The organism is Amaricoccus sp. B4 (assembly GCF_043226085.1).
Taxonomy (GTDB): domain Bacteria; phylum Pseudomonadota; class Alphaproteobacteria; order Rhodobacterales; family Rhodobacteraceae; genus Amaricoccus.
The window spans coordinates 3,577,236-3,592,929 of the sequence record NZ_CP171225.1 but is presented as its reverse complement, the minus strand read 5'-3'; the positions used below and the strand labels follow the sequence as shown (position 1 = coordinate 3,592,929).

Genomic DNA, 15,694 nt, shown 5'->3' with positions numbered 1-15,694 from the left:
GACAGAGTGCAAGAAGGGCTCTCGGCTTCCAGATAGATCGCAGTGCCTCAGCGCCCCTTCAGCCAAAGCACGTAGGCCCGGAGGGAGTTCGGGGCAATACCTCCTTTGGCCGCTATCGCTTCTCGAGGTGCGCGCGTGTCACGACCCAGGGCAGTGGCATGACAGAAGGCAGGTCAAACCGCCTTCCACTTGATCGAGCAGCCGATCGATGCTGTCTGAGCCTCCGGGCCATGGCCGGTCTCAGCAACCTGGCGCATGGCCGGGTAGAGCTCCCGTCTTGCGTCCGGTTTGGCCCTGCGGCCGCTGTCATCGAGCTGGCCGCGATACTGCAACTCGAGATCCGCGTTGAAGCCGAAGAAATCCGGCGTGCACTCCGCGCGATAGGCGCGCGCCACGACCTGATCCGCATCGTGCAGATAGGGAAAGGAGAAGCGATGCGCCCGCGCGAACTCGCCCATCTTCTCGAAGCTGTCCGCAGGATAGGCCGAGGCATCATTGGAGCAGATCGCCGCGACGCCAATACCGAGAGCCTTCAGATCCTCGGCTTCCGCCCTCAGCTTGTCGGCAATTGCCAGCACATAGGGACAATGGTTGCAGATGAACATCAGCAGGAGCCCCTTCGGCCCCTTCAGGTCCTCGAGACGCCAGAGCCGGCCTTCGGTATCCGGCAACGCGAACCCAACGGCCCTCCAGCCGAAATCGCAGACAGGTGGGATGGCGGCCATGGGAAGCTCCTATCCTGCGGCGGCAAGACGGACGAGCTCTTCCGGCGCTCGGGCGTGGCAATCAATCTCGTCTTCGTCATCACCGAACTCCGCTTCTCCAAGGAGAAGCAGTTCGCCACCGATTTCCTGTGCGAGCCACGCCGCAAGCCCGGCCGGATCGCTTGCATCGGGCAGATCCGCGGCCTTTGCCCCGGCCAGCATATCGTCGGGAGCCCAGATCGGCTTGATCCCGCTCGCAAGCGCCCATTCGATCTCGGCCCGTGTCGTGGCTACCTGGAACCGCGGATCATGGTCCGTAAGGGCCCACGCCGCCTGTTCCACCGCCAGCAGCCCGATCCTGAGCTGGGCATTGCTGGCCGGCGACGGCTGTGGGACCAGAGGAGCAACACAGATCACGCAGGGATAGGTCCACTCCGCGAGCGCATTGCACCAGTCATTTCCCCGCAAACCCGATAGCGTCGAGGCAGGCAGGTAGGCAACGAAAGGTCTGGGTCCGGCGCGCAGTTCGAGCGGCGCCTGCCGGACATTCATCAGTCGTCGCGGCTCCGGGATCGCCCGGCGCCGCTTGATCTCGACACCGGCGGCGCCCATCTCGCCACCCAGCTTTTCGACCTGAACGCGGACCTGCACGGCACGCGCATCCGCCAGACACGCCCTCGCCACGCCTTCGGCGAGCGCCTCGATCAGGGGAAACGGCCCCTTCTCCAACACACTGTCAATTGCATCGACGATCGTGCGGTAGGACAGCACGTGCTCCATCGCATCCGTCTCGGAAGCTGCGCTGTGCACCACTTCCAGAACGATGTTGAAACGCACGGTAACGGCATCCGCCTCGCCCGACGTCGCATTGCCGATATGGGCCTCCCGGAGGAACTCGCGTACGGAAATGCGATCCAGAGAGCCTTCCATCGGCAGAACTCGCGAACTCACGTCCGGAAGACCGAAACTGCTCAGGAATTCGTCCATGGATCCTCCGGGGTGCTGGCGCAGACACGAGAACACATCATCACGAAATGTGAACGTATTGCAACTCTCGCAGGCATCCCGCCAGCTCCGGATCCCACCTCAGGGCAACGGAAGCCCGGGACGGGCCGGATCGAGGCGAAGAGCACCGGCGTCTTCAGGCAGATCCGCAGCCGCTTCGGCTGAAGCGATCAGCAGCCGCCCGTCCAGTCGCCGAGACAACCAGTCCGCAAGCGCAACCGGGCGCGATGCGTCCGGTGCCGCGGGATCCCGTGCCGCCTCGATCATCCGCGCGGGCGCCCATATCGGATGCAGCCCGGCCTCTATCGCCCAGTCGAGCTCGGTCCGCGATGCAACCACCTCGAAGCGCGCATCCCGGTCCGCCAGGGCCAGCGCCGCCTGTTCGATCTCGAGATAGCCGATGCGCCGCGACTTGTTGCTGCGCGCCGCCGCGACAGGCTGGTCCGCCCCGATGCAGATGATCACTGGCCGGCTGCAGGTCACCACGGCATCGAGCCACGCCGCCGCCCGCGGGCCATCGAGAGCATCCCGGCCAAGAAACAGTACATCGGCATGGCTCGGCGGCGCATCGGGCTCCGGCGCGCGCGCATGCAGACGCGGCGTCTCGGCCCCGATCTGGCTGCGGACGATTTCCACCCCGAGCGCCCCGGGAATCCGGTCGAGCTTCTCGACACGGACAAACGCGCGGAGCACCCGAATATCTGCAAGGCAGCCGCGCGCGATGCGCTCCGCGAGCGTTTCCAGAAGGTCGAGGCGCTCGGCGTCGAGAATGCGATCGATCGCAGAGGTGATCGTGTCGTAGGAAACCACCTGATCGACATCGTCGGCCACGGCCGCAGCGTGCTGCATGACCTCGAGCACCACGTTGAACCGCAACCGCTGCTCGACGCCACGCTCGCTGGCAAAGGCTCCGATCTCGGCAAGACGCACATAGTCCCGCACGGAGATCCGGTCGGTCAGCACTCCGGAATGCGTAGCAGACGCACGCAGATGCAGTGCGCCGAAGACAGTCTCGGTATCATCCATGGCAGGTCCACCCTTCAACCAGGCCCCATTGGAGCGAAGGGGGTGCTGGCGTCAACCCTGCCCGGCTGCAATCGCGCTGAATTCTGGCCGCATTAACGGGGAAAGAACCTTCCCCGAGCAGACTGCGCCCACGAAACCCGGCCCCTTGCCCTCCTGGGCGTTTGCAGGGCCGATATCGGGAGGGAGCACCATGCGCAATCAACACGCCTGGATCCTGAGTCTGGCGATAGCTCTCATGGGGGTGCTGCCGGGCCTCGCCTCCGCAGGAGATCCGGTTCCGAAGCGCCTCGATCAGCCGATATCCACCGCAACGCCGGACCAGAAACTCTTCAACGAGGCCGTCCTGCTCTTCTCCAACGCGGCGCGGAAGCAGCATGGCCGGCCGCCGCTCGAAGCGGACCCGCGCCTCGCAAAGGCCGCAAGCGACCATGCCCGCAACATGGCGCGCCTCAAGACACACAGCCATGTCCTGCCGGTGCGCGGGCAAAAGGACCTGAAGCAGCGGATGAAGCGGCAGGACGTCGACTTTCGGCTTGCCGCAGAAAACATCGCCATGGACAAGGTCTACCGCCTGCTCGGCCGACCGATTTCGGTCAACCACTCCGGCTGCGCCTTCACCTATGGGGACACGCGGGAAAACGTCCCCATCCACACCTACGCGAGCCTCGCCCAGCAGGTCGTGGACCGCTGGCTCAAATCGCCGAAGCACCGGAAATCGCTGCTATCGAGCAAGTTCGTGCGCCTCGGGGCCGGGATCGGTGTGGATCCCAACGGCCCGGCCTGCGGCGATTTCTACCTTGTGCAGGATTTCGCCGACTGAAGACCTAGCGGGAGGCGGTCTGCGTCGGCAGGCGATAGAAGAGGTGGTGACCGATCGCGGCGGTCTTGGTCATCTGGCGGGCCCAGCCGGGGCGGACATGCAGCGCGTGGAAATGCGTGGCGCCATCCGTGACCGTGCGCGGCCGACCCGCGATCATCGCCGCGGCGAGCTTGCCAGCCCGCTCGCGCGCTTCCCCGTCGCGCATCATGTCGCTGCGGCCGTCGCAGGCGTAGGAGAACTGGCAATCCCTGCGACCCTTCACCACCCCCTGGTGCGTGACACCACAGATCGTGTCGGGATAGCGCGGCGAATCGACGCGATTGAGAATGACCTCGGCAACCGCGACCTGCCCGGGAACGGGTTCGCCACGGGATTCGAAATAGATCGCCTGCGCTAGGCAGTTCCACTGCTGATCGCCCTTCACGCTCGGCAGCGCGTCGATCGCCGAAGCGGTCTTCAGCGGCCGAAGGGACAGGAGATCGGTGGCAACGCTGCGGCTCGCCATCGTCACGTGAGCCGTGTTCTGCGCACGCGGACGCGGACGGAGCACCGCGACATCCTCATCATGGTTCCGCGCGAGCGCGGCGAGAATGCCGGAATAGGGCATCGCCCCTGAAATCGCTTCAGCTTGGGCCGGACGCGTGACGGACATCTGGGGAAGGAGGGAAAGCGCCACCGCACAACAGCCGATCAGCGCCGAACAACGTAAAAACCGAGTAAACCGCAATATTATGTCCCCACTCCATCATCGGCCCCCATATAGGGCCGCATCCCAGCCTTGCTGCACCGCAGCATGATTTTCGTTCACGCTGGAATTGGCAGATGGAGAGGGTGTGAGTCCACGTTTGCGGCACGGACAAGCGGATTCTCGCGCATTTTACGCGTTTACCAACTTTATCCTCGACCCGGAACTATGTCTATTTACAGATTTTTTACGATTCTCTGTATCGCCTCCCGCGCGGGCGTCGCAAGACGCGCGATCGCGGTGAACGACTCGTCGATACAAGTCAGTTGCGATTGAATCGCAGCAAGACCGACTATTCCATATGATTCGACCAGACGTGACTCGGCCCAGCTCCGGGCTTGTGCCTGCCGCTTGCGGTTGAAATCACCACTTGCAGCGCGCGTATTGGCGAGATCCGAGATCAGATCGAGCGCGGCATCGAGCCCCTCGCCCGTCTGCGACGACACGATGGCCACGGACGGCAGCACACCGTCCTCGACCGAGAGCGACAGCGCCCCCCGGACATCCGCCGCCGCGCGCCGCGCGACCGGCCCCATGTCGCCCTTCGTCACGAGCACGACGTCGGGCACCTCCATGACACCGGCCTTCATGAACTGAAGCGCATCACCGGAGCCCGGCTGCGCACAGAAGACAACGAGATCGGCACAATCGGCAATTTCTGTCTCGGACTGCCCCACCCCGACCGTTTCGACAATCACCCGGTCAAACAACGCCCGCATGAGAACCGCGGCAGGGAAGGTCAGATCGGCAAGACCTCCGAGCCGCCGCCGCGCCGCCATGGAGCGCACGAAGACGCCCGTATCCTCCGGGTCGGTCTCGATGCGCGTCCGATCCCCGAGCAGAGCGCCGCCGGATCGCCGGGAAGACGGATCCACCGCGATCACCGCGACCGTCTCGCCGCGCACGCGCATGCGGGCAATGAAGGCATTGGTCAGCGTCGATTTTCCGACGCCAGGCGGGCCGGTAAGCCCCAGGACCACCCCTTTCGGTGCCGCCGCCGCCGCATCGAGCAACGCCGCAAGCGTCGGATCCTCGGGTGCGGATTCAAGCGCCGAAAGCACACGGGCAAGCGCCGCCTTGCCGCCCGCAGCGAGCGCGGAAAGATCGCCGGGAAGTGGTTTCATCGTCTTGTTTCGCCGGACTCCATGGATGAGCGCGACAGAAGCGTCGCCTGAGCCGCCGCCAGCCGTGCAATCGGCACACGGAAGGGCGAGCAGGAGACATAGTCGAAGCCCGCCACTTTGCAGAACCGCACAGAGGACGGATCGCCACCATGTTCGCCACAAAGCCCGAGCGTCAGACCCGGGTTTGTCGCCCGTCCGCGTCTCGCCGCGATCAGCATGAGCTCGCCCACACCCTCCACGTCGAGCGTATGGAACGGATCCTCGGGAAAGACCCCCTGGTTGACGTAGTCGCGCATGAAGCGCCCGGCATCGTCGCGCGACAGCCCGTAGGTCATCTGCGTCAGGTCGTTGGTGCCGAAGGACAGGAAGGCGGATGTCGCTGCGAGATCGCCCGCGCGGAGTGCCGCGCGCGGCGTCTCCACCATGACCCCGAGCTTGTAGGTCAGTTCCGCCCCCTGCTCGCGCTGGACATCCTCCGCAATCGCATCGATCCGGCGCTTCACGAGTTCCACTTCACGATTGGCGGAAACCAGAGGGATCATCACTTCAGGCACCACCGGTGCGCGCGAATCGCGGTTGACCTCGATGGCGGCCTCGAAGATCGCACGTGCCTGCATGTCGTAGATCGCGGGCATGGTGATCCCGAGCCGCACGCCCCGCATGCCAAGCATCGGGTTCACCTCCGAAAGTTCGCGCGCACGCGCCGTGATCTGAGCGACCGGCAAGCCCATTGCCTCGGCAAACTCCGCGATCTCCTCGGGCCCGTTGGGCAGGAATTCGTGCAGCGGCGGGTCTAGCAGACGGATCGTCACCGGCAATCCGCGCATGATGTCGAAAATCTCGACGAAATCCGCGCGCTGCATCGGCAGGAGCCGGTCGAGTGCTGCCTGGCGCTCGGTATCGGAATTGGCGAGGATCATCTCGCGCATCACCGCAATCCGGTTCTCGTCGAAGAACATGTGCTCGGTGCGGCAAAGCCCGATTCCGTCCACCCGGAACTCCCGCGCGGTGCGCGCATCCGAGGGCGTGTCGGCATTCGCCCGCACGCCGAGGTCGCGCACCGTGTCGGCCCAGTCGAGCAACTCGGAAAACGCTCCGCCGAGTTCGGGCGCGATCATCTCCACCGCGCCGGCCATGACCTCGCCCCGTGTGCCATCAAGCGTCACGAGCGCCCCTTCCCGGATCACCCGGCCATCGGAGGTCGTGAGCGTCCGCTCGCTGAAATCGAGGCGCAGATCGCTTGCCCCGACAACACAAGGCAGACCGATGCCGCGCGCGATCACTGCCGCATGGCTTGTCATGCCACCCCGGATCGTCAGCACGCCATGGGCGGAGTGCATGCCGCGGATATCTTCCGGACCGGTCTCGACCCGCACGAGAATCGAGTGCTCGTCCTGCGCGGCCGCGGCCTGGGCGGCTTCCGCCGTGAACACGATGCGGCCCGTTGCTGCCCCTGGAGACGCCGCCAGACCGAGCCCGAAGACATCGCGCACGGCATTGGGCGCGATCTGCGGATGAAGATGCTCGATGAGACTGCGGGGGTCGACCTGGAGCAGCGCACGCGACCGGGTGATCGCCCCGCTCTTGGCCAGATCGACGGAAATCTGCACTGCCGCGCGCGCGGTCCGCCGCACCGGGAGCGCGTCCAGCACTGCAACCTGTCCGGCGCGGATCGCGAAGAGCAGCCGATAGGCATCGCCGAGCCCTTCGGCCGTCCGCATCGCCGCCCGCCGCAATTGGCGCAAGGCTTCCGGACAGAGCTCATCCAGCGTCGGCCCGTCCGTTGGCACGCCCTCGGCGGGCGCAGCCAGCGGGATCTCGCGCACCCGCGTCGGCTTCTCGGGATCGATCAGCCGGAAGGAACCGACGCAGGCCTTCTTGCCTGTGCGGCTGTCCACAAGCTGCACGTCGCCCCGGCCGTAGATTCCCGCGCCGGTACCCGCAGCCGCCTCCTGCACGATAAGCCCGAGACCGGCATCCGCCGGGGCGCCTTTCGCTTCGCGAAGAATGCGCGCAGACGGCGCATTCCACATCCGCGCCATGGCACGCGCCGCAAGCTCAAGCTGGACCCGCGGATCCTGCGGAAACGGATCGCCGACCTCATCGGCGTAGAACTGCAGCATCTCATCGATCAGCCCGCGCAACGCGACCGCATCGGCGCCGTCTGCCGCCTCAGGCCCGAGCGCGCGGAAATCGTCCGGGTCCATGCCATGGACCGTCATCGAGAACTCGCCGATGAACCGCCGGTAGACGTCAAGCGCCGCGGCCGTCCCGAACCGAGCCTCGAGCACCGGCAGGCTCCGCTCGCCTATGCCGATGTTGCGAAGGGACGGCACCCCGCCCCAGGCGCGTTCGAGCGGGCTGCACCGGAGCACCAGCAGGCGCCCGGGCGCTTCAATGCCCGGAAGATCCGGCATCGGCCCCGCACCGGCGAGCTCACGGACACACTCGAAGGACAGCGCGAAACCCGGCGGGATCGGCAATCCGAGCGACATCAGCCGGGCGAGCTTCCACGCCCGCCGCCCGAACGCGGTTTCGCGCACGGCGCCGCCGGCGTCGAGGCTCACGACGCCGTCATTCGGATCCCTTATGATTTCCTGCGGTTTCATTGCAGCGCAGCATAGCCGTGAATTGGTGCAAGAGAAACTGAATTGTCACACGCCCGCGCTTAACCCTCAATGACGGAAAAGATCGCGACCTGATTCATCACCTTGCGAATGCGGTTTAGCAGACAGAGACGATTGCGGCGGACGAGCGGCTTGTCGGAATTGACCACCGTTGTCTCGAAGAATGCGTCAATCGGTGCCCGGAGCCCCGCAAGTCCCGCCATCGCCGCGCCGAAATCCTCCGCGGCCAGCGCCGGGGCGAGCTGCCGCGTGGCATCGTCCAGCGCCGTGAAAAGAGCCCTCTCGGCCTCGGTTTCGGCAAGCTCGACGTGCGGATCGAGCGAATACTCCACCCCGTCCTTGCGCTCCTCCTGCTCGAGGATATTGACGGCACGCTTGTATCCCGCCAGCAGATTCGCGCCATCCTCGCTGCCGAGGAAGGTCTGAAGCGCCTCGACCCGCGCAACGAGGAGCACCAGATCGTCCTGCCCTCCGAGCTCGAAACAGGCCCGGATCACGTCATGCCGCACACCCTGGTCCCGGAGATGCACCGCGAGCCGGTCGGCGAAGAAGCTCATCAGATCTTCCGGCTCGGCACCGGGATAGCCCTGTGCCAGCAGCTCCGAGAGACGCAGGCGAAGGCCGTTTTCGAGCACGAGCCGAATCACGCCCAGCGCGGCTCGGCGCAGGGCGAACGGGTCGCGCGACCCGGTCGGCTTCTCGTCAATCGCCCAGAACGCGGTCAGGCGGTCGATCTTGTCGGCAAGCGCCACGGCAACCGAGAGCGGCGCCCTGGGGGTGGCATCCGAAGGCCCGAGCGGCGAGTAATGTTCGGCCGCGGCCTCCGCCACCCCTGCATCCTCGCCCGCGCGGAGCGCGTAGTAGCGCCCCATCACGCCCTGCAGTTCGGGAAACTCATAGACCATCTCGCTCGCGAGATCGGCCTTGGCCAGCAACGCGGCCCGCTCCGCCAGATCGGGATCGGTCCCAAGCTTCGGCGCGAGATCGCGTGCAAGCTCCGCGATCCTCTTGATCTGCTCGCCCTGGGTGCCGAGCTTGTTGTGGAAGGTCACATGGCCGAGCTTTTCGGTCATCGCCGCAAGCGGCGTGCGTAGATCGTTCTCCCAGAAGAAGACCGCATCCGACAGCCGGGCCGCGAGCACCCGCGCGTTGCCCGCCAGGATCGTCGCGCCATTGTCATGGGTGTCGCGGTTCGCCACCACCACATAGGCGACGATCCGGCCGTCCTTGGGATCGCGCACGGAGAGAAACTTCTGATGCTCCTTCATCGAGGTGCGCAGCACCTCGGGCGGCAAATCGAGAAAGCGCTCCTCGATCCGCCCCATCAGCACCACGGGCCATTCGACGAGCCCGGCGACCTCTGCGAGCAACCCCTTGTCCTCGACGAGCTCGAGCCCCTGGGCAAAGGCGAGCTGGGTCGCATCATGCAGGATCTTCTCGGCCCGGTCTGCCGGGTCGAGCAGAACGAAGGCCCGGTCGAGCTTTGCGCGGTAATCCTCGAAATCCTGAACGGCAAAAGGCTCGGGCGCCATGAAGCGATGCCCGCGTGTGACCTTGCCGGCCGCGATCCCGTCGATCTTGAGCGGCACAGCCTCGGCGCCCGCCTCGCTCGAGAGGAGGCAGAGGATCGAATGGAGCGGCCGCACCCAGCGCAGGCTGCCGTTGCCCCAGCGCATGCTCTTGGGCCAGGGGAAGGTGCGCACCACCTCCTCGACCACCTCGGCGACGATCTCCGCCGCCGGGCGCCCCGGGCGGACGATCTCGGCGAAATAGACCTGCCCCTTCTTGTCGTCGCGCACGGAGAGATCCTCGCGTGCAAGACCCGTCGAGCGCAGGAAGCCCTCGATGGCTTTCTCCGGGGCATCGACCCGCGGCCCCTTGCGCTCTTCGCGCGTCGTCGGCGCGTGATCCGCAAGGCCTGCGAGCGCAAGCGCGAGCCGGCGCGGGGTCGCAAAGGCCTCGGCATGGGCATAGGTGAGCCCGCGCGAGACGACGCCCTCGGTCACGAGCCGCTTGAGATCGGCGGAGGCCCGCGCCTGCATGCGGGCGGGAATTTCCTCCGAGAAGAGTTCGAGCAGAAGGTCGGGCATGACGAATCCGGGCAGTCTGGGATGCGGGTCAGGCAAAAGCGGATGCGTCCCGCGAGGTCAAGGGAAAAACCCCGCCGGATGCCCGGGCGCCGCTCCGGTAAAATTCACATGACGCACTTGTAAATAATACATAGCGGAATATAAATATGAACCGGCACCGGGCCCCCTGCGGGAGAGAAGCCCCGGGCCGGACCGCAACAGATGGAGGAAAAGCCTCGTGGAAACGAAACGCGTCACCGGCACGCTGAGCGTCGCGCCGCAGATCCGGCCCGAAGATGCCGCAGCGCTCGCCGAGGCGGGCTTCCGCAGCATCATCTCGAACCGCCCCGATGGCGAGGCCCCCGATCAGCCCAATTTCGCCGAGATCGCAGCGGCCGCCCTCGCAGCCGGCCTCGAGACCCGGCACATCCCCGTCACCTCCGGCAAGGCAAGTGCCGACGATGCCGCGGCCTTCGGGGCAGCCCTTGCCGAACTGCCCGGTCCGGTCCTTGCCTTCTGCCGCACCGGCACGCGGTCGATCACCCTCTGGACCATGGCCCGCCTCGCCGAAGGCGCCGATCCGGTCGAGATCCTCTCCGCCGCCCAGGCCGCAGGCTACGACATGCGCGACGTCGCCGCGCGCGTCCGCAATGCCGGCATCACCCCGACGGAAACCCCGGTCGCCGCGCATGACATCGTCATCGTCGGCGGCGGTGCGGCCGGCATTGCCGTTGCCAGCAGCCTGCTGTCGCGGGAGGAAAACCTCGACCTCGCCATCATCGAGCCCGAGGACATCCACTACTACCAGCCCGGCTGGACTCTCGTCGGCGGCGGCGTCTTCCGCGACATCGACACCCGCAAGGACATGGCCCGCCTGATCCCGCGCGGCGCGAAATGGATCAAGGCAGCGGTCTCGGCCTTCGCCCCCGAAGAGAACGCGGTCATCCTCGATGGCTGCCACACCATCCGCTACAAGCGCCTGATCGTGGCGCCGGGGCTGAAGCTCGACTGGGACGCGATCGAGGGCCTGCCCGAAACGCTCGGCCGCAACGGCGTCACTTCGAACTACCGCTACGACCTGGCACCATACACCTGGAAGCTCGTTCAGGAGCTCCGCGAAGGCCATGCCGTCTTCACCCAGCCGCCGATGCCGATCAAATGCGCCGGCGCGCCGCAGAAGGCGATGTATCTCTCCGCCGACCATTGGCATCGCGCCGGCCGCATCCCGGGCATCCGCATCGATTTCTTCAATGCCGGCGGCGTGCTCTTTGGCGTGCAGGACTACGTGCCCGCGCTCATGGAGTATGTCGAGCGCTACCAGGCGCAGCTCAATTTCAACCACAGGCTCACCCGCATCGACGGCCCCGCCCGCCGCGCCTGGTTCACGAAGACCGGCGCGGACGGCCAGACCGAGACCGTCGAGACCGAGTTCGACATGATCCATGTCTGCCCGCCGCAGACCGCGCCCGATTTCGTGCGCGCGAGCCCCCTGGCCGATGCCACGGGCTGGGTCGATGTCGATCCCGGCACCCTGCGCCACAAGACCTGGGAGAACATCTGGTCGCTGGGCGATGCGATGAATGCGCCCAATGCCAAGACCGCGGCGGCGGCCCGCAAGCAGGCGCCGGTGGTCGCGAACAACGTGCTGGCCGACATCGGTCTCGTCCGCGGCCTCGCGCAGTACGACGGCTATGGCTCCTGTCCGCTCACGGTGGAGCGCGGCAAGATCGTGCTCGCCGAGTTCGGCTACGGCGGCAAGCTGCTCCCGAGCTTCCCGAAGTGGGTGATCGACGGCACCCGGCCCTCCCGCATCTCCTGGATCCTCAAGGAACGCATCCTGCCGCCGGTCTACTGGAAGGCGATGCTCCGCGGTCACGAATGGCTCGCACGGCCCGAAACCGTGGACTGAACCGCGCCCTGCCGCCCGCGCCCGCGATCCCAGTGTTCCGAGCCGCTCCGGGTCCCGCCCCCGGCGGCTGCGGGTGGCGGGCGGCAACTTCCTGCGCGGACACGCGATTCCAAGTTGACGCAGACCTGCAAGATACCACCCTTGCGGGATGAATGCCGATCAGCTCACCCTCCTGGCGATCCTCGCCCTCACCATCGCGCTCTTCATCTGGGGCCGGTGGCGTCATGACATGGTGGCCCTTGCCGCCCTTCTCGCCAGTGTCGCCGCCGGTCTCGTTCCCGGCGCGGACGCCTTCCGCGGCTTCGGCCACCCCGCCGTCATCACCGTCGCGGGCATCCTCGTGCTCAGCCACGGCCTGCAAACGTCCGGCGCGATCGACGCGCTCTCCCGCCGTCTTCTGCCCACCTCCGCCCGCCCGGCGGCGATGATCGGCGGGCTTACGGCGATTGCGGCGCTGCTGTCGGGCTTCATGAACAACGTGGGCGCTCTCGCCCTGCTCATGCCCCTCGCGATCCGCGCCGCCGACCGGCTCGAGCTGCCGCCCGGCCGGATGCTCATGCCGCTCGCCTTCGGCTCGATCCTCGGCGGCATGACCACGCTCATCGGCACGCCCCCCAATCTCATCGTTTCCGCCTACCGCCGTCAGGCCGAGGGCGCGCCCTACGCCATGTTCGACTTCGCCCCCGTAGGCGTCGCCGTCGCCCTCACCGGCGTCGCCTTCATCGCCCTCGGCGGGTGGCGCCTCGTGCCGGTGCGCAAGCGCTCCGGGGTCGAGGGCTTCGAATCCGGCAATTACGTCACCGAGGCCGTGGTCCCCGAAGGGGCAAAGATCGACGGCAGCACCATCCGCGAGATCGAGGAGGCTGCCGGCGACGCGCAGATCCAGATCCTGAGCCTGGTGCGCCGAGAGGTGCGCCTCCGCACCCCCCGCCCCGACCTCCGCGTCCGCGCCCACGACGTGCTGCTTCTGGAGACCGACCCCTCCAGCCTCACCGACACCCTGGCCCTCCTCGGCCTCGAACTGCCCCGTCCGGCCGGTACGGACCGCGGGGAGGAAAACGCCAAGGGGGAGAATGGCGAGGCGAAGGAGAAAAACGGCAAGGCGGCCGCGGCGGAGCATGCGGAGGCCACCACCGGCGAGCACCAGACACAGGAAGACGAGGAAACGGACGAAGCGCCGCCGCCACGCGCGAGCGATGACGATGCAAAGCTCATCGAGCTCGTGGTCGGCCCCAATGCGCCCCTGATCGGCCAGACCGCCCGCGGCATCGAGCTCGGCCTGCGCTACCAGATCAGCCTCCTTGCCATCTCCCGCCAGGGCCGCCGCTCGGTGGGCCGCCTCCGACGTACCGCGATCCAGCCCGGCGACGTTCTGCTCATGCATGGCCACGAGGAGGCCGTCGCGGCCTTCGCCGCCGAATACGGCTGCCTGCCCCTCGCGGGCCGCGCCCTCCGCCTCCATGACAAACGCCAGATGTGGCTTGCGGGCGGTATCATGATCGGGGCCATCGCGCTCGCGACCACCGGCCTTGCCTCCGCGGCGGTTGCCTTCATGGCCGGGGTGCTGGCCGTGATGGTCACGCGTGTCGTGCCGCCGGCGCGGGTCTATGACGCCATCGACTGGTCGGTGATCGTGCTGCTGGCCTGCCTGCTGCCGGTGGCCGATGCCCTGCTCACGACCGGCACCGCGGGCGTGATCGCGGACTTTCTCGTCCAGAACGTGGCGCACGGGCTGCCACTCGCAGCCCTCGTTCTCATCCTCGTGCTCACGATGACGCTCTCGGATGTGATGAACAATGCGGCCACCGTGGCGGTCATGGCTCCGGTCGCCCACGGCGCGGCGCTCGCCCTCGGCGCCGATCCCGATGCCTTCTTCATGGCGGTCGCGGTCGGCGGCTCCTGCGCCTTCCTCACCCCGATCGGGCACCAGAACAACACCCTGATCCTCGGCCCGGGCGGCTTCCGCTTCGGGGATTACTGGCGCCTCGGCATCGCGCTCGAGCTCATCGTCCTCGCGGTCGGCGTGCCGGTGATCGTCATGGTCTGGGGGCTCTGAGAGCGGCCGGCCTCAGTCGGCCACCTCCGTGAGGCGGGCCAGCTCGGCGCGGAAGCCCAGCGCGGCCACCCGCGCAACCCGTTCGAGCGCCGGGCGCGCGAGGCCCGTGCGCGCCTCGGCCGAGAGCCCCGAGAGCACGACGAGCACATAATCGGCCAGCTCGGCCGCTGCGGCGTCCGGCAGGCCGCTCGAGATCCAGCAGGCGATGCAGTCGCGCAGCCGGTCATGCGCCTCATGGGCCATCGCACAGACCTCCGGGTCGGAGCAGTTGCGCGTCCCTTCGAAGACGAGGCACCCCCGCGCCGCCGGATCGGCCGTGTAGGCCTGAACCGCGCTCACGAAGAGCGCCTCGGCCGTCTCGCCGAGCGGCCGGCCCGGGCAGGCGAGTTCGGCAATGAAATGGCCTTCGCGCGAACCATAGCGCTCGATCACCCGGCCCAGCAGCGCCTTCTTGCTGCCATAGGCCGCATAGAAGCTCGGCGGCTTGATCCCGATCGCCTGAACGATCTCCGCGACCCCGACCGCATCATAGCCGCGCTCACGGAAAAGGCGCGCCGCAACCTCGACACCATGCTCCGGATCGAAGCCGCGCGGCCTCCCCCTGGAAACAATGTGTTCGCATTCATGGCCATTGGATCTTCTTGAAGACACAATCCCAGATCCCTTAATGTAGTGCTAGCTAAATAATGGAGACAGTCATGAACAACAAGGTTCGCAAGGTCCTTCGCATCGACGCCAGCATGCGGCGTGCCGGTTCGGTATCGCGTGCGCTCACCGACGCCTTCGTCGCCACCCTGCCCGACACGGAAGTCGTGACGCGCGATCTCGCCGAGACCCGTCTGCCGCAGATCGACGAGGCCTGGATCGGCGCCAACTTCACCCCGGCCGACGACCGCACGGACGAACAGACCGCGGTGCTCGCGCTTTCGGATGAGCTCGTCGCCGAGCTGCGCTCGGCCGACACGATCGTGATCGGGGTTCCGGTCTACAATTTCGGGGTTCCTGCCGCGCTCAAGGCCTGGGTGGATCTGGTTGCCCGCGCGGGCGAGACCTTCCGCTACACCGAGAGCGGCCCGGTCGGGCTTCTCGAGAACAAGAAGGTCGTCCTGCTCCTCGCCTCTGGCGGCGTCGGCGTCGATTCCCCTGCCGATTTCGTGACGCCCTATCTCCGGCAGGTGCTGGGCTTCATCGGCATCACGGATGTCGAGGTGATCGCGGCCGATGGCCTTGCCACCGATCCCTCGAAGCTCGATGCGGCACGGAACGCGATCGAGCAGCGGCTCGCGGCCTGACGCTCGAAGGCGGCTCCCGCCGGCTTCGGTCCTTCAGTAGCCGAAGCTGGCGTAGGTCGCCGAGCGTACGTCGCGGCGACCTGCATGATAGCTGTCCCAGAGTTCCTCGGCGGCCGGCCGGGGGCTTCTGACAATCGACTTGAGGGCGGCGATATACTGCTGATCGCTCATCGAAGGATCGCGGGAACGGCGCGACATCAGGTCGAGAACTTCTTCGCGCAGGCTGCTCGAGGTCTGCGTATGTCCCGATTCCAGATCGTATGGCATGAGACGGCTCCTTTTCCGATAGCCTCACGCTAGCCGGAACTGGTTAACGC

At 66.8% G+C, this 15,694-nt stretch carries 13 protein-coding genes; 4 read left to right on the top strand and 9 right to left on the bottom strand.

All coding sequences use genetic code 11. From position 1 onward, the window contains the following. Positions 1-173 precede the first annotated feature (173 nt). The 3 genes from ACF66B_RS17255 to ACF66B_RS17245 all read right to left on the bottom strand — a co-directional run bounded on the left by ACF66B_RS17255 (position 174) and on the right by ACF66B_RS17245 (position 2,735). Complete coding sequence (locus ACF66B_RS17255) at positions 174-725, bottom strand: thioredoxin family protein (protein WP_111429752.1); 552 nt, start codon at positions 723-725, stop codon at positions 174-176. A gap of 9 nt (positions 726-734) precedes the next feature. Further along, on the bottom strand, positions 735-1,691 hold the full coding sequence (locus tag ACF66B_RS17250) for a dihydroneopterin aldolase (protein WP_111429753.1): 957 nt from the start codon (positions 1,689-1,691) through the stop codon (positions 735-737). 99 nt (positions 1,692-1,790) lie between these two features. Further along, positions 1,791-2,735, bottom strand: coding sequence for a dihydroneopterin aldolase (locus ACF66B_RS17245; RefSeq protein ID WP_111429754.1), 945 nt, complete (start codon positions 2,733-2,735; stop codon positions 1,791-1,793). 190 nt (positions 2,736-2,925) lie between these two features. Between ACF66B_RS17245 and ACF66B_RS17240 the strand changes: the two genes are divergently transcribed. After that, complete coding sequence (locus ACF66B_RS17240; RefSeq protein ID WP_162683258.1) at positions 2,926-3,555, top strand: CAP domain-containing protein; 630 nt, start codon at positions 2,926-2,928, stop codon at positions 3,553-3,555. 4 nt (positions 3,556-3,559) lie between these two features. On the opposite strand, the gene ACF66B_RS17235 is transcribed toward ACF66B_RS17240, so the two are convergent. The 4 genes from ACF66B_RS17235 to glyS form a co-directional block, all read right to left on the bottom strand. Beyond that, on the bottom strand, positions 3,560-4,231 hold the full coding sequence (locus ACF66B_RS17235; RefSeq protein WP_392663398.1) for a cell wall hydrolase: 672 nt from the start codon (positions 4,229-4,231) through the stop codon (positions 3,560-3,562). A gap of 245 nt (positions 4,232-4,476) precedes the next feature. Beyond that, positions 4,477-5,424, bottom strand: coding sequence for an ATP/GTP-binding protein (locus tag ACF66B_RS17230; protein ID WP_111429756.1), 948 nt, complete (start codon positions 5,422-5,424; stop codon positions 4,477-4,479). Further along, on the bottom strand, positions 5,421-8,033 hold the full coding sequence (locus tag ACF66B_RS17225) for a pyruvate, phosphate dikinase (RefSeq protein ID WP_111429757.1): 2,613 nt from the start codon (positions 8,031-8,033) through the stop codon (positions 5,421-5,423). The genes ACF66B_RS17230 and ACF66B_RS17225 overlap by 4 nt, the downstream gene beginning before the upstream one ends. A gap of 59 nt (positions 8,034-8,092) precedes the next feature. Beyond that, on the bottom strand, positions 8,093-10,141 hold the full coding sequence (gene glyS / locus ACF66B_RS17220; RefSeq protein ID WP_111429758.1) for a glycine--tRNA ligase subunit beta: 2,049 nt from the start codon (positions 10,139-10,141) through the stop codon (positions 8,093-8,095). A gap of 217 nt (positions 10,142-10,358) precedes the next feature. Here glyS and ACF66B_RS17215 point away from each other — a divergent pair, with 217 nt between their 5' ends. Next, a complete protein-coding gene (locus ACF66B_RS17215) occupies positions 10,359-12,029 on the top strand; it encodes a bifunctional protein tyrosine phosphatase family protein/NAD(P)/FAD-dependent oxidoreductase (RefSeq protein ID WP_111429759.1) in 1,671 nt (556 codons plus the stop codon). Positions 12,030-12,177: 148 nt separating this feature from the next. Next, the gene (locus tag ACF66B_RS17210) at positions 12,178-14,085 is read left to right on the top strand and encodes an SLC13 family permease (protein WP_111429760.1); all 1,908 of its coding nucleotides are present in this window, start codon (positions 12,178-12,180) and stop codon (positions 14,083-14,085) included. A 12-nt stretch (positions 14,086-14,097) separates the two neighbouring features. Here the strand turns inward: ACF66B_RS17210 and ACF66B_RS17205 are convergent, their stop codons facing one another. Further along, complete coding sequence (locus tag ACF66B_RS17205; RefSeq protein ID WP_162683259.1) at positions 14,098-14,736, bottom strand: TetR/AcrR family transcriptional regulator; 639 nt, start codon at positions 14,734-14,736, stop codon at positions 14,098-14,100. Positions 14,737-14,783: 47 nt separating this feature from the next. Here ACF66B_RS17205 and ACF66B_RS17200 point away from each other — a divergent pair, with 47 nt between their 5' ends. Further along, positions 14,784-15,377, top strand: coding sequence for an FMN-dependent NADH-azoreductase (locus tag ACF66B_RS17200; RefSeq protein ID WP_111429762.1), 594 nt, complete (start codon positions 14,784-14,786; stop codon positions 15,375-15,377). 33 nt (positions 15,378-15,410) lie between these two features. On the opposite strand, the gene ACF66B_RS17195 is transcribed toward ACF66B_RS17200, so the two are convergent. Then, entirely contained in the window at positions 15,411-15,644 is a 234-nt protein-coding gene (locus tag ACF66B_RS17195; protein WP_111429763.1) for a hypothetical protein, read from the bottom strand. Between the last annotated feature and the right edge of the window lie 50 nt (positions 15,645-15,694).

Coding starts and splice junctions, on each gene's coding strand:
- ACF66B_RS17255 (WP_111429752.1), bottom strand. CDS start 725: ATGGCCGCCATCCCACCTGTCTGCGATTTCGGCTGGAGGGCCGTTGGG.
- ACF66B_RS17250 (WP_111429753.1), bottom strand. CDS start 1,691: ATGGACGAATTCCTGAGCAGTTTCGGTCTTCCGGACGTGAGTTCGCGA.
- ACF66B_RS17245 (WP_111429754.1), bottom strand. CDS start 2,735: ATGGATGATACCGAGACTGTCTTCGGCGCACTGCATCTGCGTGCGTCT.
- ACF66B_RS17240 (WP_162683258.1), top strand. CDS start 2,926: ATGCGCAATCAACACGCCTGGATCCTGAGTCTGGCGATAGCTCTCATG.
- ACF66B_RS17230 (WP_111429756.1), bottom strand. CDS start 5,424: ATGAAACCACTTCCCGGCGATCTTTCCGCGCTCGCTGCGGGCGGCAAG.
- ACF66B_RS17225 (WP_111429757.1), bottom strand. CDS start 8,033: ATGAAACCGCAGGAAATCATAAGGGATCCGAATGACGGCGTCGTGAGC.
- glyS (WP_111429758.1), bottom strand. CDS start 10,141: ATGCCCGACCTTCTGCTCGAACTCTTCTCGGAGGAAATTCCCGCCCGC.
- ACF66B_RS17210 (WP_111429760.1), top strand. CDS start 12,178: ATGAATGCCGATCAGCTCACCCTCCTGGCGATCCTCGCCCTCACCATC.
- ACF66B_RS17200 (WP_111429762.1), top strand. CDS start 14,784: ATGAACAACAAGGTTCGCAAGGTCCTTCGCATCGACGCCAGCATGCGG.
- ACF66B_RS17195 (WP_111429763.1), bottom strand. CDS start 15,644: ATGCCATACGATCTGGAATCGGGACATACGCAGACCTCGAGCAGCCTG.